At 41.1% G+C, this 21,650-nt stretch carries 17 protein-coding genes and 2 pseudogenes; 9 read left to right on the forward strand and 10 right to left on the reverse strand.

All coding sequences use genetic code 11. The annotated features are described in order from the left end of the window. Positions 1 to 32: 32 nt before the first annotated feature. Both lysA and QMA12_RS10355 read right to left on the reverse strand, forming a co-directional pair. Entirely contained in the window at positions 33 to 1,286 is a 1,254-nt protein-coding gene (gene lysA, locus QMA12_RS10350) for a diaminopimelate decarboxylase (protein WP_290210027.1), read from the reverse strand. Then, the gene (locus QMA12_RS10355) at positions 1,287 to 1,481 is read right to left on the reverse strand and encodes a lipoprotein (protein ID WP_290210028.1); all 195 of its coding nucleotides are present in this window, start codon (positions 1,479 to 1,481) and stop codon (positions 1,287 to 1,289) included. Between the two features lie 134 nt (positions 1,482 to 1,615). Here QMA12_RS10355 and cyaY point away from each other — a divergent pair, with 134 nt between their 5' ends. The 8 genes and pseudogenes from cyaY (at position 1,616) to add (ending at position 11,199) form a co-directional block, all read left to right on the forward strand. Then, positions 1,616 to 1,939, forward strand: a complete 324-nt coding sequence (gene cyaY, locus QMA12_RS10360; protein ID WP_087531217.1) for an iron donor protein CyaY — start codon at positions 1,616 to 1,618, stop codon at positions 1,937 to 1,939. Then, positions 1,936 to 2,592, forward strand: coding sequence for a dienelactone hydrolase family protein (locus tag QMA12_RS10365; RefSeq protein ID WP_290210029.1), 657 nt, complete (start codon positions 1,936 to 1,938; stop codon positions 2,590 to 2,592). The genes cyaY and QMA12_RS10365 overlap by 4 nt, the downstream gene beginning before the upstream one ends. A 24-nt stretch (positions 2,593 to 2,616) precedes the next feature. Next, positions 2,617 to 3,453, forward strand: a complete 837-nt coding sequence (locus QMA12_RS10370) for a DUF2914 domain-containing protein (RefSeq protein ID WP_290210030.1) — start codon at positions 2,617 to 2,619, stop codon at positions 3,451 to 3,453. A gap of 37 nt (positions 3,454 to 3,490) precedes the next feature. Further along, complete coding sequence (hemC, locus tag QMA12_RS10375) at positions 3,491 to 4,441, forward strand: hydroxymethylbilane synthase (RefSeq protein WP_290210031.1); 951 nt, start codon at positions 3,491 to 3,493, stop codon at positions 4,439 to 4,441. Continuing rightward, on the forward strand, positions 4,442 to 6,277 hold the full coding sequence (locus QMA12_RS10380) for a uroporphyrinogen-III C-methyltransferase (RefSeq protein ID WP_290210032.1): 1,836 nt from the start codon (positions 4,442 to 4,444) through the stop codon (positions 6,275 to 6,277). After that, positions 6,274 to 7,377 (forward strand): heme biosynthesis HemY N-terminal domain-containing protein, encoded by a 1,104-nt coding sequence (locus QMA12_RS10385; RefSeq protein ID WP_087531212.1) that lies wholly within the window; start codon positions 6,274 to 6,276, stop codon positions 7,375 to 7,377. Before QMA12_RS10380 ends, QMA12_RS10385 begins: the two co-directional genes overlap by 4 nt. Positions 7,378 to 7,416: 39 nt before the next feature. Then, positions 7,417 to 10,108 (forward strand): annotated as a pseudogene (locus QMA12_RS10390) (CHASE domain-containing protein). Positions 10,109 to 10,197: 89 nt separating this feature from the next. Continuing rightward, a complete protein-coding gene (gene add / locus QMA12_RS10395; protein WP_290210033.1) occupies positions 10,198 to 11,199 on the forward strand; it encodes an adenosine deaminase in 1,002 nt (333 codons plus the stop codon). A 34-nt stretch (positions 11,200 to 11,233) separates the two neighbouring features. On the opposite strand, the gene QMA12_RS10400 is transcribed toward add, so the two are convergent. The 5 genes from QMA12_RS10400 to QMA12_RS10420 all read right to left on the reverse strand — a co-directional run bounded on the left by QMA12_RS10400 (position 11,234) and on the right by QMA12_RS10420 (position 16,577). Continuing rightward, positions 11,234 to 11,647 carry a CBS domain-containing protein gene (locus QMA12_RS10400; RefSeq protein WP_290210034.1) on the reverse strand — a complete coding sequence of 138 codons (414 nt, stop codon included), beginning with the start codon at positions 11,645 to 11,647 and terminating at the stop codon, positions 11,234 to 11,236. A 207-nt stretch (positions 11,648 to 11,854) separates the two neighbouring features. Further along, positions 11,855 to 12,568, reverse strand: coding sequence for an NAD(P)H-flavin reductase (fre, locus tag QMA12_RS10405; RefSeq protein ID WP_087531208.1), 714 nt, complete (start codon positions 12,566 to 12,568; stop codon positions 11,855 to 11,857). Positions 12,569 to 12,654: 86 nt separating this feature from the next. After that, the gene (ubiD, locus tag QMA12_RS10410; protein WP_290210035.1) at positions 12,655 to 14,121 is read right to left on the reverse strand and encodes a 4-hydroxy-3-polyprenylbenzoate decarboxylase; all 1,467 of its coding nucleotides are present in this window, start codon (positions 14,119 to 14,121) and stop codon (positions 12,655 to 12,657) included. A gap of 74 nt (positions 14,122 to 14,195) precedes the next feature. Next, the gene (locus QMA12_RS10415) at positions 14,196 to 16,217 is read right to left on the reverse strand and encodes a methyl-accepting chemotaxis protein (protein ID WP_290210036.1); all 2,022 of its coding nucleotides are present in this window, start codon (positions 16,215 to 16,217) and stop codon (positions 14,196 to 14,198) included. Positions 16,218 to 16,292: 75 nt separating this feature from the next. After that, the gene (locus QMA12_RS10420) at positions 16,293 to 16,577 is read right to left on the reverse strand and encodes an MliC family protein (protein WP_176372488.1); all 285 of its coding nucleotides are present in this window, start codon (positions 16,575 to 16,577) and stop codon (positions 16,293 to 16,295) included. 120 nt (positions 16,578 to 16,697) lie between these two features. On the opposite strand from QMA12_RS10420, the gene QMA12_RS10425 reads away from it, so the two are divergent. Next, entirely contained in the window at positions 16,698 to 17,615 is a 918-nt protein-coding gene (locus tag QMA12_RS10425; RefSeq protein WP_290210037.1) for a DUF808 domain-containing protein, read from the forward strand. Between the two features lie 37 nt (positions 17,616 to 17,652). Here QMA12_RS10425 and QMA12_RS10430 read toward each other — a convergent pair whose 3' ends face one another. The 3 genes and pseudogenes from QMA12_RS10430 to QMA12_RS10440 form a co-directional block, all read right to left on the reverse strand. After that, the gene (locus QMA12_RS10430; RefSeq protein WP_290210038.1) at positions 17,653 to 18,594 is read right to left on the reverse strand and encodes a tetratricopeptide repeat protein; all 942 of its coding nucleotides are present in this window, start codon (positions 18,592 to 18,594) and stop codon (positions 17,653 to 17,655) included. 87 nt (positions 18,595 to 18,681) lie between these two features. Beyond that, the gene (locus QMA12_RS10435; RefSeq protein ID WP_290210039.1) at positions 18,682 to 20,082 is read right to left on the reverse strand and encodes a M20/M25/M40 family metallo-hydrolase; all 1,401 of its coding nucleotides are present in this window, start codon (positions 20,080 to 20,082) and stop codon (positions 18,682 to 18,684) included. 133 nt (positions 20,083 to 20,215) lie between these two features. Next, positions 20,216 to 21,523: pseudogene (locus QMA12_RS10440) on the reverse strand (TonB-dependent receptor); the annotation flags it as partial. Between the last annotated feature and the right edge of the window lie 127 nt (positions 21,524 to 21,650).

Below are 21,650 nucleotides of genomic sequence, written 5' to 3' on the forward strand. Positions count from 1 at the left end.
TCATGCCACAGAGCAGCCGGGTTACAAAAAGTTTATGGTAAAATTTTCTCGCCTTGCCATAAGCTTTCGACGGTTTCACGGGCGCGGATCAAATGGCTTTGTTCGCCATCTACCATTATCTCAGCAACGCGGGGGCGTGAATTGTAATTTGAACTCATAGTAAAGCCATAAGCACCAGCACTAAGTTGTGCTAGTAAGTCGCCTTGCTTTAAGGCTAGCATACGATCTTTGCCTAAAAAATCACCGGTTTCACACACTGGTCCAACAATGTCGAAATTATTAGTTGGCGTATTATCACTGTGTGGGCAAACAGGCACAATATTTTGCCATGCTTGGTAAAGTGATGGGCGCAGCATATCGTTCATGCCAGCATCCACAATGGCAAAATATTTATCTTGGTTTTGCTTTATAAACTCAACTTTGGTGACCAAAATACCGGCGTTTGCAGCAATAGCGCGGCCTGGTTCAAATATAAGCTCTAAATCTTGGTAGTTTGCTAAACGTTCAGTGATATGCGCTACATATTCACTTGGGTGTGGAGGTGTTTCTCCATTGTATGGTACGCCTAAGCCGCCGCCAATATCAATATGGCTCAGTACAATACTGTTTGCTTTTAATTCATCAATCAGTGCTAATACTTTATTTAAAGCTTCTAAGAATGGTTTAATCTCGGTAAGTTGTGAGCCTATGTGGCAATCCACGCCGGTAATTTTTAGGTTAGGTAACGAGGCTGCATATTGATACACACTCACAGCGGTAAGAATATCTATGCCAAATTTATTTTCTTTTAACCCTGTTGAAATATAAGGGTGCGTTTTAGCGTCGATATCTGGGTTTACACGAATTGAAATAGGTGCAATTAGATCAAGTTCTGTCGCAACCTGTGAAATACGGTCAAGCTCAGATACAGACTCAACGTTGAAGCACTTTATGCCAAGCTTAAGTGCGTAAGCTATTTCATCTGCGGTTTTTGCTACCCCAGAAAAAACCACTTTTTTGGCATCGCCACCGGCTTCAATTACACGAGCTAGTTCACCTTTAGATACAATGTCAAAGCCTGAGCCTAAACGCGCTAATACATTTAATACGGCTATATTAGAATTTGCTTTAACGGCATAACACACTAAGTTTTTATGATTTTTAGCAGCTTCAGCAAAGGCAAGATAATGGCGTTCAAATGTTTTACGTGAATACACGTAACATGGTGTACCGTATTGTGTTGCCAATTCATTGACAGCGATGTCTTCAGCATGCAGCTGGTTATTTTTATAGTCAAAAAAATCCATCTATTGGTCCTGTTTCGATTCGGTTGTTGATGATGGTTTAACTGCTTCAGTTGAAGCTTGCTTTTGTTGTTGATTTGGTTCTACTTTTTCATCGGGTAAATACAATGGGCCGCTTTGCCCACAACCAGCGAGTGTGGTAAGTAGTACAGCAATTGGGGAAAGTTGTTTTAATTGTTTAAGATGCATCTCTTTCATTAGATTAATCGCGTTGCTGGCTTTATAATCGCAGATTAACAGAATATCTAAAAAATGCAGCTATTCGCGGATGATTTTATTCCTGTTACACTATCTGCATGTAAATTGTACCTAATGCCGTTAAGGAAATAACAATGACAGACCATGAATATCACCAATTAGCCGAAGCACTTATGTTCACAATCGAAGAGCAGGTTGATGATTGCGAAGCGGATCTAGATTACGAATCAGCAGAAGGTATTTTAGAAATTATTTTTGCTGATCGCTCTAAGATAGTGATCAACAAGCAGGCACCTTTACATCAAGTTTGGGTAGCAACTAAATTTAATGGTCATCACTTTGAATTACAAGGTGATAAGTGGATTGATAACCGCTCCGGTGCAGAGTTTTGGCAGTTTATGAATGACGCAGCAACGCGCCAAGCAGGTCAAACAGTTGAGTGGCAATCAGAACTATGAGTTTAGAGTTTGTAGAATACCCAGCAAAAGGTGAACATAAAGCCACGGTGATTTGGCTGCATGGTTTAGGTGATTCAGGAGAGGGCTTTTTGCCTGTTGCGTCACAGCTTGCACTACCTGAAAAACTTGGTATCAGGTTCGTTTTTCCGCATGCCCCTGTACAGCCTGTTACAATTAATGGTGGCATGGCAATGCGCTCTTGGTACGATATTAAATCAATGGATTTAGACAAGCGTGCTGATGAGGCCGGTGTACGTGAATCTGCTGCTAAAGTAGAGCAACTTATTAAGCAAGAGCTTAATAATGGCATTGCTGCTGATAAAATTATTTTGGCAGGCTTTTCACAAGGTGGTGTAATTTCACTACACTTAGCACCGCGATTGCCGCAAAAGCTTGCTGGTGTAATGGCTCTTTCTACTTATATGTGTGTACCAGAGAAGCTGACCGAAGAAGCACTGCAAACGGGTTTATCTGTATTTATGGCTCATGGTCGCCAAGATGATGTAGTGCCACATAGTGCGGGCCGAAGTGCGTTTGATGTTTTATCAGCGCATAACATGGATGTAAGTTGGCAAGATTACCCTATGGCTCATCAGGTCTGTGGGGAAGAACTTATGGCGATTCGCCAATGGTTAATTGCTCGCTTAAATTAATTATTTTAAAGCATTGAGGCTATTATGAGTCAAAAGATCGTGATCACTGCAAATATGAATAGAAGCGCAGGCACTGCGGTGCCCGAGGTAACTTATCAATGGCATTGGCGACGAATTGTAACTGTTGCGTTACTAGTTGGTCTGGCGTTGATCGTTTTTGCATATAGTCTTATGGGTTCTGTTAATGCTGAACAAAACGATTCGGCCACTGATGAACCAGCCCAGTTTATTTCAGCATTTGAAGTAATTGAGGAAGAGGATAATGAGTCACTCATTGCTCAGCATGATGCACAGGCCTCAGAGCCTCTAGATTCGCCTCAAGCCCCAGTAACTGTAATTGATAACGATACTACGGTTGAAGCTGTGCCTGAAATTTCACTGCAAGCCAACTCTTCACAAGATGAAGCTGTCATTGAAGAACCCGAACCCATTGAGCAAAATCTTGAGGTTGCGCAAGCAAATGCAAGCCAAGATAACTTTGCCGCAACAGCTCATATTGCCAGCGTTGCTTTAGGTGCTAAAATAGATACTGACAAAGTAAGCCGCGCAGTTTTGACTCGAGATGTGGTTGAGCGTGAACCTGTAAATGTATTTAAAGCGGATATTCGCTTCTCTGAATTTACCGAGAGTTTGGCTTTTTTTAGTGAGTTGAAAAACTTACAAGGTCAACAAATTAGGCATATTTGGCGTTATGAAAACCAAGTAATGGCAAGTATTGAGCTTAATGTTACCTCGCCGCGTTATCGTACTTATTCAAATAAACATATTTTACCTGAGCAAACCGGACAATGGCGTGTTGACGTGGTTGACGAACAAGACCATTTACTTGCTCAAAAAGAATTTCGCATTTTAGCTGATTAAACGATTTTTTGATTAGCAAAGAACATTGGACCTTTTCATGACTACACAAGCAACAGAAAACAAAAATATCGTTCGCATCGCCACACGTAAGAGTGCTTTAGCACTTTGGCAAGCGGAGTTTGTTAAAGCGCAACTTGAGCATTTTCATAGTGATATCCAAGTTGAGCTCGTTCCTATGTCAACCCAAGGTGATATCATTTTAGATACTCCACTGGCCAAAATAGGCGGTAAAGGCCTTTTTGTTAAAGAGCTTGAACAAGCAATGCTTGATGGCCGTGCGGATATTGCCGTACATTCAATGAAAGATGTACCGGTTGAATTTCCAGAAGGGTTAGCGTTGCACACTATTTGCCAACGTGAAGATCCGCGTGATGCCTTTGTGTCAAATAATCATGCGAATATTGAGCAGTTGCCACAAGGTGCGATTGTTGGTACCTCTAGTTTACGCCGTCAGTGCCAGATACGTGCGCTGCGCCCAGATTTAGTCATTCGTGATCTACGTGGCAATGTAAATACTCGCTTAGCTAAATTAGATGACGGTCAATATGATGCAATTATTTTAGCTGCTGCAGGCTTAATTCGCCTTGAAATGCATGACCGTATTAAAGCATTTATTGAGCCAGAGGTGTCTCTCCCGGCAAATGGTCAAGGTGCTGTGGGTATTGAATGTCGTATTGATGATGAAGTAACAAAAGCATTGCTTGCGCCATTAGAGCACAGCGAAACACGTATTCGCGTTAATGCAGAGCGTGCTATGAATCGTCGTTTAGAAGGCGGTTGCCAAGTGCCAATTGGTGCTTATGCATTAGTTGATGGCGATCAAGTTCATTTACGTGGTTTAGTAGGCGCCGTTGATGGAAGTGAAATATTGCGTGCAGAAATCAGCGGTAAAGCAGTTGATGCACAAACGCTTGGCACTCAATTAGCTGAGCAACTACTTGAAATGGGCGCAGATAAAATTTTAGCTGACGTATACAGAGACGCATAAATGCCACATATCCTGATAACTCGCCCACAAGGAAAAGGTGCCAGTCTTGCGCAGCAACTTGAGCAAGAGGGTTATCAGGCGACTTTATTTCCAGTGCTAGAAATAAACGCCCTTGAACCCAATAGTGCCCAATTAACCCCCTTATTAAATGCCGATAAAATTATTTTTATTTCACAAGATGCTGTTACTGCATTATTAGCACTTAAGCCTGATATCAACACTAAAGCACAGTTTTACGCGGTAGGCGAACAAACAGCAGAAGCTGTTTGGCAAGCTTTTGGCGTACGAGCAGCTGTGCCAAAACAACATGATTCAGAAGGCTTGCTAGCACTAACGTCGTTGCAGCAAGTGGCAGGGCAAAATATTGTTTTGGTCAAAGGTAAAGGTGGCCGGCCGACTATAGCGCAAGCATTAAAGCAGCGTGAGGCATTTTTAAATAGTTTAGTTGTTTATCAACGCGGTCCTGTTAAAGGAAATGCCACAGACTGGATAGACCACTGGCAAAGCATTGATGTTGAAGGTATAGTCATAACAAGTAATGCGGCTGTTGATGCTATTTTCCGTCAACTTTCGTCAAAACAACTACAATGGTTAAGACACTGTCAGTTCTATGTTGCGAGCAATCGAATTGGTGAATACCTTAAGCAACAGTTAGACTCGGCAAAGATACACATTGCTGCAGGCGCGAGCGATAGCGCTATGTATTCCTGCATCAGCCAAGGTAATACTATGAGTGAAAATGTAAAGCCAACTACCTCTGCAGAGGTAAAACCAGCAGCGGCGAAGCCAACAACAAAGGCGTCGTCTGCGTCTGCTGCAACAAAAGAATCAACAATGCAGCCAAATAACAAACAAAGCATAAGCAAAACAGGCAGCCTTGCGCTACTTATTTCTCTCATTGTGGCATCGGGAGCGGGTTATCAGTTCTATCAGAAGCTCAATTCTGAGCAGCAAGCCACCCAGTTAGTGAATCAATTGACGACTGATAACCAGCAGTTAAATAAAGAATTAAATGCAGTTAAAAAAGCGCAGCAAACACTACAGCAGGCATTGTTTAATAGTGAGAAAAAAGTAGCAGCGGCGCTGGTCGAAAACAGTGAAAAAACACAGCAGCAACTAGACAGTGCATTGCAACGCGCAGAGCAACAAGCCTATAGCTTAAACCCACAAGAGGTTACAAGCTTACAGCGCATGGCTGAATTTAAACTCTGGGCTGAAAAAGATTACCAAGGTGCAAGTGCGGTATTATCACGCTTAGATTCACTACTTGCAGAGCATCCTGGAACAGGCGCTATTCGCCAAGCAATCCATCAAGACTTACAAGCACTTAGTAGTGTGCAAAGTGTGCCAGTTGAAGCTATTTATTTAAAGCTGCATGGTATAGTTGAGCAAATTGAAAAACTTGAATTCAACGCTGTGGCTTTACCACAAGAAGTGGCGCAAGACGAGCAACATGCATTGAGTGAAAACGTGAGTGATTGGCAGCAAAACTTGCTTAATTCATGGCATCAATTTACCGACAATTTCATAAAAATTCGCCAACGCGAAGATATGTCTATTGAGCCTTTATTAACAGAACAAGAGCGTCATTTAATTCAGCAGCGTTTGAGTTTGTACTTATCGCAAGCGCAAGATGCATTGTTAACCAAACAGGCGAGTATTTATTTTACTGCTGTTAGTCAGGCACACATCATTGTGAAAGAGTATTTTAAACAGGATGAGCCACTTACTCAGAGTACTCTCAAAGCGTTGAATGAATTAAGCAAAGAGCAAATGCACTTTAGTCCTGAGGTGAAACTGCAAAGCACCGAGCAGGTCAAGGAGTGGGCACAATGATCCGCCTGATATTGCTAATTTTAGCCATTGCAGTGTTACTTGCTTTATCACCTATGTTAATAGGTGAAGTGGGCTATGTATTAATTTCGTTTAATCAAACGACAATTGAAGGCTCAATAGTTGCCTTTTGTGCGACCTTTTTAGTTGTCGCACTGGGTTTATATTTAACTTATAAACTTATTCGTTATGTTTGGTCTTTATACAGCAATACTCGCCATCGTTTTTTTGCCCGCAGCGAAGAGCGTAAGCAAGCAGCGATTGAGCAAGGGATTTGGAGTTTAGTTAATGGTGATTACGACCAGCTAGAGCTGGCATTAGCAAACAACCGTGTGACGGATTCATGGCAAGATCTACGCCATGCTATGCTCGCTAAAGCCGCTTTACATAATAATGATTCTAGCAAAGCAATAGAGCAACTAGATAATATCAGCCCTGATAATCAACTCAAAGCTGCTAAGCTCTGGCTTGCCAGTGGTGATAGCAGTACTGTTACGGGTGAATTAAAAGCATTAGCGGAGGCTAAAAAAGCCAGCGCGCTGGAGCTTAAGTTATATGCTGAAGTGCTGGTACAGCAGAAAAAATGGTCTGCACTTGAGCAGTTTATGCCGCGTTTATTAAGCAAAAAAGCACTGACTGATAGCCAATGGAATGTATTATTCGCAGCTTATTTTAATGCTCAGACTGAACTCACTGAAAAGTACCAATCGTTAAGTAAGCACTTAAAAGCAAAAGCAGACTCGGCATATTTAGCTGCTATGGCAAAAAGCGGGCGCTTAAGCGAAATAGAGCTGATTTTACTAAAAATGCTGAAAAAGCCTGATGATCAGCATCAACTTGCGCAAATACTTAAAGTATCTGCCCCGGGTGATGCATTAAAACTGCAAGCCAACTTACAAGATGCCCTGAAAAAGCAACCGGACAACCAAGACTTATTATTGGCATTGGCGTGTCTGGCAAATGCACATGGTGAGTATGACCTTGCTGCGCGAGTGTTTGATAAAGCATTGACGCCAAGTAATAAACGCGAGTATTTAGCGCAAGCGCAACTTAGTTATAGTAAAAGTGCACAACCACAAAAAGCGCTCGACCTTTATTTGTAATCATATAACTACTTAATTAGGCATAGGAGCGCCAAGATATTGAAGAATACTTTTACATTAAGCTTCAGTCTTGCGTTTGCTTACTTATGCACAGGTTACTTTAGCAATCTCTTATTAGCTATTGATGGCTATGCCGTTGCCTCTTGGCCTCCCTCTGGTATTGCGCTTGCGAGCTTTTTGCTTGTTGGCCGCCGTGCTACATTTGGTGTTCTGCTTGGTGCACTGTTAACCAATTTAATTCACCTCAATGGCGTTGCTGATGTTCTTTATTGGCAAGTATTCCTCCAAGCGTTATGTGTATCTTTAGCTGCGACCTTGCAAGCTTGGGTAGGTTGTTTACTTATCACAAAAGTGATCAAAGCCCCTTTAGACTTATCATCGTTAAAGCACAGTGTACAAAGTTTAATTGTGGCAGGGCCAGTATGCTGTACTATCGCGGCAAGTATAGGCACTGGTTTACTTGTGATCAATGAGGTGCTCCCCACTCAGTTGGCTCTTGATAACTTCATTGCTTGGTGGATTGGAGATAGCATAGGGGTGTTAATTTTTACACCACTGATACTTGCCGCTTTTAACTATGCGCAAATACGTCACCGGTTACAGGTTATCGTTCCTTCCTTGCTTATTTATCTCGTGATTAGCGTTTGTTTCTATGCTGCAGCAAGCGTGAAAAAAGAAAAAGACGTACAAAAGCAAAATGCGAAAGTCGCCGAAATTCAATCTGAAATTAATCATAAAATAGATGAAATTTCTGGACATTTGGCATTACTCGCTACCTTTTTTGCCAGTGGTGATGAAGTTAGCTATAGCGAGTTTAAACGTTTCACTTCTCAACAGCTTGAATATAAAAAAGAGATCATTGCTTTTGAATGGGTGCCTGTTGTTCCATTTTCTGGTGTTGAGCAATTTCAACAGCAGATGAGGCAGCAAAATGCCGAAGCTCAGTTTATAAAAGAAAAGTCTCCTCAAATGTATTGGCAAAAAGCAGCTAAACGTGAGCAATATTTCCCCGTTAGGTATGTACACCCCTTAGCTGGCAATGAGGACATTATTGGTTTTGACTTAGCATCGAGTGCGCAGCGCCGAAAAGCTCTGCTGATGTCTAAAGCACTGAATGAGTTGGTTCTCAGTGAGCCAATTAAGCTAATGCAGAATGTGCCAGATAAAAAAGCGGTATTGTTCTTCGTTCCTGTGTTTGGTGATTTAGATACTTTAGGTGATTTTAGAGGGTTAGTTGTGGGTGTTGTGAGCCTTTCTCGGCTAATAGATAGCTTACAGTTTGATCTCCATAGTGAAGTAAGTGCAAACTTTTATGACGTCACTGATGAACAAGCCAAACAAGCTATTTTTATGAGTCCTCGTAAAGAGCTTGAGCTACTTAAGGAGTATCAACTATTAATTGGTAAGCGTATTTGGCAGGTTGAACTACTTGGGCCTAAGGGGCCAAAGTCATGGCTTGTATACTGGCTTGCGCAAATTGTAGGTATGCTATTTGTTTGGTTGCTGATTACTTTTTTAATTTCTGTCACGGGGACTAATATCCAAGTGAGGGAACAAGTGGCCTTGCAAACGCGTACGTTACGTGAAGAAAAGCGCAAAGCTGATGAAGCGAGCCAAATTAAAAGCCAATTTTTAGCTAATATGAGCCATGAGGTTCGCACCCCAATCAATGGTATTAAAGGGCTGCATTATTTAGCATTACAGCAACAAGATTGGCAGCAAGCTAAACGTTATATTGAACAAGCTGATGGTGCTCTTAGTGTTTTACTAAGAGTGCTCAACGATGTGTTAGATTTTTCCAAAATGGAAGCTGGTAAACTTGAACTTGTGCAAGAGCCGGTTGCTTTAAATCAACTGACAGATGAGTTGATGAATTTAGTGCAATTTGACGTTGGTGTGAAATCATTGGCTTTAGAACTTGAAATAGATAAAAGCGCTGAACTTATACTTAATACGGATCCCATTCGGTTAAAACAAATACTGCTTAATCTATTGAATAATGCGATTAAGTTTACTTCATCAGGCTCTATCACAGTAAAAGTATGGCAACAGGATAGCAGTACCATATTTAACGTTACCGATACCGGAATTGGGATTAGCCCTAGTGCTCAAAAGCAACTCTTTCAGCCTTTTTCACAGGCCGATAGTTCAACATCGCGACAGTTTGGTGGCACAGGTTTAGGTTTGAGTATCTGTAAAAAGTTGGTGGAGTTGATGGGGGGGCAGTATTTCGTTGCAAAGTGCGCAGGGTCAAGGCTCCACTTTTAGTTTTTCATTACCTAATAATTCACCTTTGCCACAAGCACAGCATTTGGCTCCTTTGCACAATGAGGTTGATGTTAAGGCTTTATCATTTGCAGGAATAAAGCTGTTATTAGTCGAGGATAATCCTCTGAATCAACATGTTGCCTCTGCTATTTTAAAAACAAAAGATTGCATAGCTGATATTGCTAATGATGGTTTTGAGGCAATAGAAAAAGTTTCAGAAACGAAATATGACCTAGTTCTTATGGATATTCAAATGCCGAATATGGATGGTTTGCAAGCGACAAAAGTAATTCGCAATGAATTATGTATGAGTGAGCTGCCTATTATTGCGCTATCGGCAAATGCCCATGATGAGGATATTAAAAAGGCTATTAATATTGGTATGGATGGTTACTTAACTAAACCAATTGATGCTGAAAAACTATTTAAAACAATTTGGCACTACATTAACCATGACAAATGACCTCTGTATTGCAAACAAAATCAACTAAACTTGAATTACCGATTTAAGTGCGTATTATGCGCGAAAATTAAATAGACTGAGTGCTAACTATGATCAATAAAAAACTCCCGCTGCTAGATATCCATCGTCACCTTGATGGCAATGTGCGAGCGCAAACAATATTGGAATTAGGGCGTCAGTTTAATATCCAATTGCCCGCCGATAACGTCGAAGCATTAACCCCTCATGTTCAGGTAATTGACCCTGAACCAAATCTCATGGCATTTTTACAAAAGCTAGATTGGGGCGTCACAGTATTAGGTGATTATGATGCATGTCGCCGGATAGCCATTGAGAACATTGAAGATGCACAGGCTCAAGGTTTGGATTATGTAGAGCTACGCTTTAGCCCGTACTATATGGCGCAGAGCCAAGGTTTACATCCTCAAGGTGTGGTTGAAGCCGTGGTAGATGGCATTAAAAGCGCCACTCAAATCAGTACTGTGAAAGCAAACCTGATTGGCATTATGTCGCGTACTTATGGCAGCAAAATTTGTCAGCAAGAGCTTGATGCCTTACTCGCGTTTAAAAATGATTTAGTAGCCGTTGATTTAGCTGGGGATGAAATTGGTTTCCCTGGTGAGTTGTTTGTCGATCACTTTAAGCAAGTGGGTGATGCGTATCTGGCGGCAACAATTCATGCTGGCGAAGCGTTGGGCGCTGCTAGTATTTGGCAAGCAATTAATGACCTAGGCGCTAATCGCATCGGTCATGGTGTAAAAGCAATTGAAGATGCTACATTGATGGATTACTTACGCGATAAACGTATTGGTATTGAATCATGTTTAACCAGTAATATTCAAACCAGCACCGTCGCTAGCTTAGACGTGCATCCGTTAAAACGATTCTTAGATCATGGTATTTTAGCCAGTATTAATACCGATGACCCTGCTGTTGAAGGCATTGAAATTGAACATGAATATAACGTAGCTGCACCTGCTGCGGGTTTAACACAAGCAGATATGGAAAAAGCGCAAGCCAACGCGTTGGAAATTGCTTATCTTAGTGAAGCCGATAAACAGCAATTGAAGCATGTTGCCGCTGCACGATAACAGCGGCGACCAGGCGTACAGAAGAAGTGTGCGCCTAATGCTCTTGTTGGCAACTTAGGTAATTATCATATAACGCTTTTAGGATATCACTGCGGCCAATCATACCAATGACAGTTGCGCCGTCGACCACCGGGTAGTTTTTCGGCTTACCGGTTTTCATTTGCTCAGCCAGCTCAATAATATTGCTGTCGCCGTTAACCGTTACTACCTCGGTTTGCATCAGTTGTGCAACTTTAACCACACCGTCACAAAAGTAGCTATTTTGCATTAATGGCTTTAATAGCTCTTGCTCTGAAATAAAGCCAACTAAGCGTTTGTTGTCATCAAATACTGGCGCACCTAGTAGTTTAAACTTTTGTAGCTCAGCAATAGCCGTTGTCATTTCAGTTGCAGGAGTAATGTGCGGTAACTTGTGTTGCATGAAATCTTTTACTTTTGTATTTAACATTTTGGGTCTCTCCCAATGAATTAGTTATACAAAGTATGGTTAAGGAATAGGTTTTTGTGAAATTGTTTATGTTGATTAAGTTGATAGGTTTCAGCTATCAAAGTTAAATTTTTATTATGTTATTTGAATTATGGCTAGGCTGAAGAAAGGGAGTATTGGGGAAAATGTAAAAGCACCTAGCAGTGCTTTTACAATAATCGGGTCTTATTACTTGATAAACGCGAATGCGTCGGCATACATATTTTCGCGGATTGCGCCATGGGCTAGGAAGTCATCACGAACGATACCTATCATGTCAAAGCGTCCAGCCATATAGATATCGTATGGCGCTAGCGAGACAATGTCATTCATTACAGCTTTATGTACGTAACCGGTGTGGCCAGTCCAGCTATCAGTTGGGTTTTCAACCACGGGAATAAACTTAAAGTTTTCACGGCTGTCGGCCCAAGCTTGCATTTCCTGGTGGGCATATAAAGCCGATTCGTCACGTACACCCCAGTAAAATAACACTGGGCGATCGCAGCCAATCTCACTTAAATGATCTGCCATTGATTTTACATAAGAAAAGCCTGTACCACCAGCTAGCAAAATAATTGGTCGCTCACACTGTAAACGAAGTTGAGAAATACCTAGGCCTGTTTCAATCGTTACTTTGCTATTATCTTGGTGTGCAGCACGCAAGTGTTCTAATGTTTGCATTGCATATGAATCAGCAGCAGAGGCACCAATGTGTAACTCAAGCTGATCAGATTGTGAAGGACGACTAGCAATAGAAAATGCGCGTTTATCTTTTTCACCTAAAACAACTTGCAGGTACTGACCTGCTTCAAATGTCACGCTTTCTACTGGTTTTAAAACGACTTTATGAACAAATTCAGTTAATGGGCTGATAGCAACAACTTCAGCATGTAATGTTTGCATGTTTTACCTTAAATTAGCGGAGATGCAGTTTATTTGAGCAATAGTAGCATATCCGCACAGTGAGTTTACAGTCTCTTGCTAGTGAGTTAGAGAATATCTAGGCTATCCCAAAGTTCATCGACACGATCTTTGGTTTCTTGATTCATTACAATAGGTTCACCCCATTCACGCGTGGTTTCACCTGGCCACTTATTTGTCGCATCCATACCCATTTTTGAGCCTAGGCCAGAGACAGGTGAGGCAAAGTCGAGATAGTCAATTGGTGTGTTTTCAATCAAAGTAGTATCGCGAGCGGGATCCATACGTGTTGTAATAGCCCAAATCACATCATTCCAATCGCGAGCGTTGACGTCATCATCGCAAACAATCACAAACTTGGTATACATAAACTGACGTAAAAATGACCAAACTCCCATCATGACTCGTTTAGCATGCCCTGGATATTGCTTTTTCATAGTGACCACTGCCATACGATAAGAGCACCCTTCTGGCGGCAAGTAAAAATCAACAATTTCAGGAAATTGCTTTTGTAAAATTGGCACAAATACTTCGTTTAATGCAACGCCTAAAATCGCTGGTTCATCAGGTGGGCGGCCTGTAAATGTACTATGATAAATAGGGTCTTTACGGTGGGTCATATGGGTGACTGTCATCACTGGAAAGTCATCTACTTCGTTGTAATAGCCAGTATGATCGCCATATGGGCCTTCGGGGGCTGTTTCGTCTGGCATAATATAGCCTTCAAGCACGATTTCTGCGCTAGCAGGTACTTGTAAGTCATTAGAAATTGATTTTACAACTTCGGTTTTACTACCTCGTAATAAGCCTGCGAAAGCGTACTCGCTTAGGGTATCCGGTACTGGTGTTACGGCACCTAAAATTGTGGCGGGATCAGCGCCTAATGCCACCGACACAGGGTAAGGTTGCCCAGGGTTTTCTTTACACCACTCTTGAAAATCCAGCGCGCCACCGCGGTGTGATAACCAACGCATAATGATCTTGTTTTTACCCAGTAACTGTTGGCGATAAATACCTAAATTTTGTCGTTTTTTATAAGGCCCTTTGGTGACGGTTAAGCCCCAAGTGATAAGCGGGGCAGCATCACCAGGCCAACAATGTTGAATGGGTAATTTAGTTAAATCAACGTCATCGCCTTCGATGATTACTTGCTGACAAACCGCTTTTTTTATTTCTTTAGCAGGCATGTTAAGTACTTGCTTGAATACTGGAATTTGGCCAAGGGCTTCTTTAATGCCTTTTGGTGGCTCGGGCTCTTTTAAAAAGGCTAATAACTTGCCTACTTCCCGAAGCTCACTGACATCATCTTGCCCCATGCCCATTGCTACACGTTTAGGCGTACCAAATAAATTAGCTAAAACTGGGATATCATGACCTTTTGGATTTTCAAACAGTAAAGCAGGGCCTTTAGCACGCAAGGTGCGATCAGCAATTTCAGTCATTTCTAAATAGGGATCAATTTCTTGATGAATACGTTTTAACTCGCCTTGCTTCTCTAATAATTCAATAAAATCGCGAAGATCTTTGTATTTCATAGTGGGCCGCTTTAAAGCTTAAATTTAGCCCATTATACCCAGTTCAGAGTGAGCAAGTCACCTAAAGTACATAGTTAGAATTTAAAGCGTTCAACGGCACTGGCCAGTGAATGTGCAAGTTGATTTACATCCTCACTTTGCGTAGCAAGCATTCCTGCATGCTCAGCATTGCTATGTGCTTGTTCGGTTACGGTCGCCATTATTTGTTTAATTTCATTACTGTTATCGAGCTGATGATGCGATGAATCGGCAATTTGTTGACTCATTTGGTTTATGGTGACTAAAGTGCTTTTTATTTTATCGACTGCTTGGTTTAGCTCACTGCTATTTGCCACGCAATCAGCGGCTTGTTGTTGGCCGTCGTTAATTTCTTGCTGCGCAGCTTGGGCTTGTTGTTGCAGAGTTTGGATCATTGTGTGGATCTCGTTGGTGGAGCTTTGCGTTCGTGCTGCCAACGAGCGTACTTCATCGGCAACCACGGCGAAGCCTCTGCCATTTTCACCTGCTCTTGCAGCTTCAATTGCTGCATTGAGTGCGAGTAAATTAGTTTGCTCTGCAATACTGCTAATAGTATCAACAATGGCACCAATGAGCTGAGTGTGTTGCGCTAGTTCTTCAGTACTTTGTACAGCTTGCTCTAAGCGTGTTAGCAGAGCTTTAATACGTTGGCTGTTTCTATCTGCAATTTGATTTACATCGTTGGCAAACTGCGAGGCATTAGCTATTTCACTTGATGTACTATCTGCTTGTTGATAAACCGTTTGTGAATTGTTTAGCATATTCTGCGCAAGTGAAGTCGCCTCAGCAATACGCTCAAGTTGCTGCGCAGCAGCCACGGTCATACGTTGCCCTTGTTCAGATGTTTGAATCGCGGATTGATCTAAGGTGTGGGCGTTATCACTTATATCGACTAGAAATTTGCTTAAATCATCAATCAAGTGATTTATATTTGTTAATAATACGCCAAACTCATCATCGCTTCGTGGCTGTGTACGCTTGGATAAATCACCCGAAGCTATGCGAGAAAGCGCTTTATTCACTGCGTTTAAAGGTGTAAGCATGGCACGGGTGGTTAATACAGAAATAAGTGCAGCGAAAGACAATAATACGACGCTGATAATAACAACCAGTGTCGACCCTGTGGTAATTGTTGATTGTGCATCCTGTTGTAAAGATGCGAACCGTTTGTCAGCTAGGTGATTCAGCTCAATAAGTAGTTCTTCGGTGTTTTGGAATTGCTGCTGAAAATTATTGAATGTGCGCTCGGTATCGTCACGGCTGGTTAAAATGGTAATTTGCTGCTGATAAATATCGACTAAACTTTGCTGTAATGCATTCATTTTCGAAGTTAAGGAAGTGAAGTTGGCTACATCTTCAAGTTCACTGGCTTGTTGTTTTAGATAAGTAAAATTGGAATCTGCGTTATCAAGTAAAAAACGAGTATCTTGTTGGTGCTCTTCTAAAGTTTTTAAGGTAGTTATATGTTTTATACTTTTTACGTTATTACTCAAGGTAAATAGTAAGTCATCGATTCGTGTTGCAGTACCGACTATTGCTTCAAGTAATCGTTGCTGTTCATTTGAAACTTCAAGTAATTCTAAATCAAGTAAGTTATTACTGAGAGTTGTTACATCTTTTATATAAGCTTGGCTGAGCTTTGTTACTGCAGCTGTCGCAACTAAGCCGTTTTGTTTAGCGCTGAACATAGTGTCACTAGCTACTAATAGCTGATTAAAGTTTCCCTCAATGTTAGCAAGCAATGCTTGCATTGTTGGTTGATCATGTAATTTTTGGTTTAGGGTTGTGAGTTTGGCATTAAATAGTTGCTGCTCATCATGTGCTTTGCGTTGCTCTTGTTGCAATTTAGCGAGTGTGTTTTGGCTAAATGCCACTGCGTTAAATTTAGTGATAGATAATAATGATAACTGCAGGGCATTACTTTGTTGCTGTACTGGCACTGCTAGGGTTTCTATATCTGAGTTAGCGGTACTTATTTTGCCTAATGACCAATAGAAAAAGCCACCACTGAGCAACATCAATAGCCCTATTGCAGAGAATGCAAAAATCACTTTATATTTGATCGCCACGGCTCGCATAACAAACTCATTAATACCAACTTAGTAATGAGTGTAGCAGTGTTTTTATAAAATATAAGGTTCTGTTTTATCTGCCTACTGCATATTACAGTGGTGCTTGTTGCCATCGATGATTAGCATGGCTTCATTGCCTTTAGTCCAAAATAGTATGTCATCATTAGTGTATTTAACACCTGAGGCACTTTGTTGTCTAACTAATTGGTATTGTTGTTGATTGTATAAAAGCTTAGCATTTTCATCATCTTCACTTGTTATTGTTGCTGTTAGTTTATTATCGCAAGAGTAAACATCGCTTTGTGCTTGTTCAGAGCAGGCAGTTAATGCTAGTAAGCTGGTTGTTAAGAAAATTGTTTTATACATAAAACAGCCCTTGGTTGATTTCATTTTATAGTTAGGATAACAAACGAAAATTAACCGTTGGTGAAAGTAACAGTTTAGGCTATGTTGAGGCTTAATTATTTTGCCGCTAGAGGAATGAAAATGGCAGGAACTAACCTTTTAACGTTACTGGACGACATAACAACGTTACTAGACGATATAGCAACCATGAGTAAAGTGGCAACCAAAAAAACAGCCGGTGTGTTAGGGGATGATCTAGCGCTTAATGCGCAACAAGTTACGGGTGTTAGTGCTGAGCGTGAGTTACCTGTGGTGTGGGCTGTTGCAAAAGGCTCATTTTTAAATAAAGCGATATTGGTTCCGGCAGCTTTACTGATTAGTGTTTGGCTCCCATGGTTAATAACGCCTCTATTAATGTTGGGTGGATTATTCTTATGCTTTGAAGGTGCAGAGAAGTTAGTAGAAAAAATGCTACCTAGCTCAAACGTGATTCAACAAGATCAGGCTCCCGTAGATTTAGTTGAGTATGAAAAGCAAAAAGTAAAAGGAGCTATACGCACTGACTTCATTTTATCTGCAGAAATAATCGTGATTACTTTAGGCACGGTTGCTGGTGCATCTTTACTAAATCAAGCATTAGTGTTGAGCGTTATAGCGATTATTATGACCATCGGGGTTTATGGTTTAGTGGCAGGTATTGTGAAACTCGATGATGCGGGTTTATATTTGTTAAATAAATCTAAAATCAACGGTAACAAGTTTCATGAACTTGTAGGAAAAGGTTTGTTGGCAAGTGCGCCTCGGTTAATGGCCTTTTTAGCGTTTGCAGGTACTGTAGCCATGTTTTTAGTCGGTGGTGGCATTCTCGTCCATGGCGTAAGCTTGTTCCATCATTGGCAAGTGGCAGTAACCGAATTTGCTTTGTTAAATCTAGGCTCAATAGGTGAGGTTATTGCCCCTTTAGTATTTGATGGAGTATTTGGTGTGCTAGCGGGTGCGATTGTGGTGTTAATTCATCATGCTGCAGTAGCTGTTATGGCTAAAAAGCCAGTGTCGTAATATCACTGGCACAGGGCACAGGGTTATGAGGCTGGCTTTATTTGCATTCATAACTACTACATAAATCTTTTAATTCAACTTTTGCTTTTCGGTTGCCTTGAGCTGCTGCTTGCTGATACCAGTAAATAGCTTGCTGTGTATTCATTTTTGTTCCTTGGCCGTCTTGGAACATTTGCGCTAAGTTTAACTGTCCCCATTGAGAGCCTTCTTTAGCGGCAAGTAAAAAGCTGTCGAACGCCTCTTTATAGAGCTTATCTTTATAATAGGTGATGCCTTGCTGATTATTCTGATTAAGTTTAACACCTTCATATAAAGGTTTTGGTCTAGGTGGAAACATCACGAAGCCACCATATAAACTGTAGGCATAGGGGCGCAGTACATCATAAATTGTGCCCTCGTCGTACAGGCGTTGTACTTCAGTACGTGGTAACGTGAGTGTATTAGCTGAAAAGTAATCTCTTTGTACTAACAAACTGGTTCGCATAGCCATAGTGATAGCTCGGTCGCGTTTGTAACGGTAATTACTAATTTGAAAAGTGATAAATTTATCATTAAATTTCAAAACTTGCGCTACTTTAAGGTTTTCAGGTCGCAGTGGCTCTTGGGCAAATTTATCCGCTTTTACTAAATATGTATCATAGGCTTGTGGGTTGCTAATGATGCTTTGCTGCAATTTAATTTTTGCATGGTATTGCTGATAAAAATAAAGCAGCATACAAATTAACAGCAATGAACCAATAAAGTACTTTATTAATGATAATAACTCAATAAGAGGCAGCTTATGCAAAGAGACAGCCTCAGTATGTTGGCAATCATCACATTGATATTGGTATTGCCACGCTAGTGGTATAATAGGAATAATGGTAAAGCGTAAGAAGCGACTGTGATTTTTTAATTGGTAATTTTTGCTTTTACAGTGAGGGCAAGTTGTTGTTTGGCTAAATGACGATAATGAGTCACAGGTATTAAAAAGTAGCATAAACGCCCTCCTAGCTTTTTTTAATAAATTAAAACATAGAAGGGCGAAAGCAAAGCAATAAACTGTAAGAAAGTATGTTTACTTAGTTTATTTTTTTACAGGCTTTGGTTTAATTGTGGTTTTGGCATCAGCGGCCATAAATGCAAATACAGCATAAGCCGCGGTATTTTGCTTGAGCTTTTCTGGGTCTACCTTATCTAATGTGTCATCAGCAGTGTGATGGTAATCAAAGTAGTCAGTACCGTCTTGATGAAGGTCAAAAATAGCTGCGCCTTCGGTATTTCTAAGAGGGATTAAATCTGGGCCGCCGCGAGCACCATTCTTTGCAATATACTCTACATTTAACGCTGAGAGTTCTTTTGCAATAGCACGTACTACAGGCAGTGACTCCGCCGATACATTTGACTCAAACCCATATACTACATCAGCACCAAAATCAGACTCAGCGGCAGCAACAATATTATTAAGCTCTTTCGCATGTTGCTTAAAGTAAGCTTTCGCACCCCATAAGCCAAGTTCTTCGGCGGCAAACAACACCACGCGAACACTGCGTTTTGGGCGTTTAATTTCGCTAATGTGTTTGGCTGCCGCCATTGTTAATGCAACTCCTGCACCATCATCAAGCGCACCCGTGCCCAAATCCCATGAGTCTAAATGGCCACCAATCAACACATATTGCTCTGGGTTTTGTGTGCCGTTGAACTGACCAATTACGTTATAACCCCTACCTTGACCACGATCTTCTGTTTGCACATTGATATTAACGGTCACTTTTTTATCAAGTGCAATAAGGCGAGCAATTTGATCGGCATCTGGGTTAGCGATAGTGACATTTGGAATTTTGGTAACACCGTCTTTGTAATGGCTACCGCCAGTATGTGCAAAGCGGTGATGAGCCGTGCTGACAGAGCGCATCATATAACCAATCGCGCCTTTTTTAGCGGCTTCTACAGAGCCTGTAGAGCGAGCACGAACGGCAGGTCCGTAGCCGTTACCATCAATATGACGATTCATACGGTAATTAATGTAGGCAATCTTACCTTTTAGGCTATTTTTAGGTGCTGCAATGAGTTCATCAAGGGTTTCAAATAATACCACTTCACCGGTAATGCCCTCTTTAGGTGTACTGACACTGTGGCCCAGTGCAGTTAAATGTAGAGGTTGCTCACTAGGGGTTAAGATTTTGCCATTTTCGCTAAAACGACGCCATTCAGGAAACGTAGCTTCTTCAAGCCACACCTTATCAAAGCCTAGTTCTTTAAATTTAGCTTGCGCCCAAGCTACGGCTTTTTTATCGTTTTCAGTGCCTGGTAAGCGTGGGCCTACTTCTGTAGTAAGTGACTCTAATAATTGATAGCTTAAATCACTATTGCTGGCGCTTTGTCTTAATTGTTCGACTTGTTGCAGTTGCTTGCTGGTAAATTCAGGCTCTGCGGCAGAGGCTAAAAAGCTACTGGCAAGTAGCATTCCGGTGATGAGTTTGTTCATTATTGACCTTGGCTTGTTAGAAACGTTAGCGGTATTTAATCATTAAATAGCTGAATTCAAAAATACAATGAGATAAAAAGTAAAAAGCCCACACTTTGTGCAAAGTGCGGGCTTGTTTTAAGGTGTATTAACCTTAGAAGTTAAACTGTGCAGCTAAGCGCAAGCTAGTGCCTTCGCCGACCGTTACATTGTTTGTACCACCACCGCCAAGGTAGTTGGTATCAAATAAGTTTTCAACGTTAAGGCGTAAGTTAATATCGGTGTTACTCATAACAAATTTATAAGTTGCACCCACATCTACACGCGTATAAGCGTCTTTGGTAATTAAATTGTCGCTGTCTGCAAAACGCTCACCTTCATAAAATGCGCCGGCGTTAAAAGCAATTGCATCATTTAACTCATAACGAGTCCAAAGCGAAGCTGACCACTTAGGTGCATCAGTCGGGCGCTTCCCTTGTAGATCTTTGTCTGCTCTTTCATAGTTAGCATCTAAGTACATGGTTGAGGCCATTACAAATAAGCGATCAGTTGCCGCCCCTTGTGCTGCAACTTCAAACCCTTTATGGCGTTGTTCACCCACTTGATTAGTCTCAGTAGTTAATGAACCTACAGGTGTATCAAGTTGTTCAGTAACAAGAGTACCATTCTTGCTGATATCAAAAACGGCACCGCTAAGCATTAAGCGGTCATCAAATAGTTGCCATTTTATGCCGAGTTCTTTTTGTTCAGAAGTAACGGCATCAATTTCCATACCGAAGTTGATATCTTCTTCGTTAGTGATAGTTTCATTTTGTGGCTCAAAACCTTCTGTGTAGCTGGCATAAATAGTAGCCGATACATTTGGATGATAAAGCACACCGAATTTAGGTAAAAATGATTCGTTATTTTGCCCTTCACGTGTTTGCTTATCAAAACGGCCACCAACAGATACTTGCCACTCTGGAGAAAAAGTGATTAAATCTTGCGCATAAATGCCGTAATAGTCATACTCGGTTTCACTTTTTGTAGTATCACTATGGTAGCTAATATCAGGTCTTGCCGGTTCACTCTCGCCAGCAGAGTAATAAATGTAATCACTTGCTGTACGCAACTGACCATAGTAATAATCAAGTGAGTTTGCACCAATTAATAGCTGGTGTTGGACGCCAGCAGTTTCAAATTCACCAATAAAATCAATAAACGCGGTGGTAAATTGCCAATCATCAAAACGGTCGTATGGGCGTGACTCATAACTATCACCTTCCATAAAGCTACTTGGTTTACGAGGAGATGACTCAAAACGCTGACGTTCAAAAGTTTGCTCGTTATAACCTAGGTTTACCTGCCAGTTATCAGATAAATATACGTTAAAATCTATACCTAAGTTTTCTACAGTAATGTCAGTAAATGCCCAAGACATATCGCGAATCGTTTTATCATCACCAATCACATTGGCGTTATCATACCAAACACATTTAATTGATGATCTATTTTAATTTAATGCTATTTGTGATCTAATACTGGTAAATTCACTCATTCTTATTGAGCTTAAATTGTCCAACATGCCAGATTTTCCCTACACCCGAGAT

Source organism: Pseudoalteromonas sp. APC 3893 (assembly GCF_030408095.1).
Taxonomy (GTDB): Bacteria; Pseudomonadota; Gammaproteobacteria; order Enterobacterales; family Alteromonadaceae; genus Pseudoalteromonas.

What these genes read in the sequence shown, in the direction of transcription:
- lysA (WP_290210027.1), bottom strand. Translation starts at nt 1,286, where the DNA reads ATGGATTTTTTTGACTATAAAAATAACCAGCTGCATGCTGAAGACATC.
- QMA12_RS10355 (WP_290210028.1), bottom strand. Translation starts at nt 1,481, where the DNA reads ATGAAAGAGATGCATCTTAAACAATTAAAACAACTTTCCCCAATTGCT.
- cyaY (WP_087531217.1), top strand. Translation starts at nt 1,616, where the DNA reads ATGACAGACCATGAATATCACCAATTAGCCGAAGCACTTATGTTCACA.
- QMA12_RS10365 (WP_290210029.1), top strand. Translation starts at nt 1,936, where the DNA reads ATGAGTTTAGAGTTTGTAGAATACCCAGCAAAAGGTGAACATAAAGCC.
- QMA12_RS10370 (WP_290210030.1), top strand. Translation starts at nt 2,617, where the DNA reads ATGAGTCAAAAGATCGTGATCACTGCAAATATGAATAGAAGCGCAGGC.
- hemC (WP_290210031.1), top strand. Translation starts at nt 3,491, where the DNA reads ATGACTACACAAGCAACAGAAAACAAAAATATCGTTCGCATCGCCACA.
- QMA12_RS10380 (WP_290210032.1), top strand. Translation starts at nt 4,442, where the DNA reads ATGCCACATATCCTGATAACTCGCCCACAAGGAAAAGGTGCCAGTCTT.
- QMA12_RS10385 (WP_087531212.1), top strand. Translation starts at nt 6,274, where the DNA reads ATGATCCGCCTGATATTGCTAATTTTAGCCATTGCAGTGTTACTTGCT.
- add (WP_290210033.1), top strand. Translation starts at nt 10,198, where the DNA reads ATGATCAATAAAAAACTCCCGCTGCTAGATATCCATCGTCACCTTGAT.
- QMA12_RS10400 (WP_290210034.1), bottom strand. Translation starts at nt 11,647, where the DNA reads ATGTTAAATACAAAAGTAAAAGATTTCATGCAACACAAGTTACCGCAC.
- fre (WP_087531208.1), bottom strand. Translation starts at nt 12,568, where the DNA reads ATGCAAACATTACATGCTGAAGTTGTTGCTATCAGCCCATTAACTGAA.
- ubiD (WP_290210035.1), bottom strand. Translation starts at nt 14,121, where the DNA reads ATGAAATACAAAGATCTTCGCGATTTTATTGAATTATTAGAGAAGCAA.
- QMA12_RS10415 (WP_290210036.1), bottom strand. Translation starts at nt 16,217, where the DNA reads ATGCGAGCCGTGGCGATCAAATATAAAGTGATTTTTGCATTCTCTGCA.
- QMA12_RS10420 (WP_176372488.1), bottom strand. Translation starts at nt 16,577, where the DNA reads ATGTATAAAACAATTTTCTTAACAACCAGCTTACTAGCATTAACTGCC.
- QMA12_RS10425 (WP_290210037.1), top strand. Translation starts at nt 16,698, where the DNA reads ATGGCAGGAACTAACCTTTTAACGTTACTGGACGACATAACAACGTTA.
- QMA12_RS10430 (WP_290210038.1), bottom strand. Translation starts at nt 18,594, where the DNA reads ATGCTACTTTTTAATACCTGTGACTCATTATCGTCATTTAGCCAAACA.
- QMA12_RS10435 (WP_290210039.1), bottom strand. Translation starts at nt 20,082, where the DNA reads ATGAACAAACTCATCACCGGAATGCTACTTGCCAGTAGCTTTTTAGCC.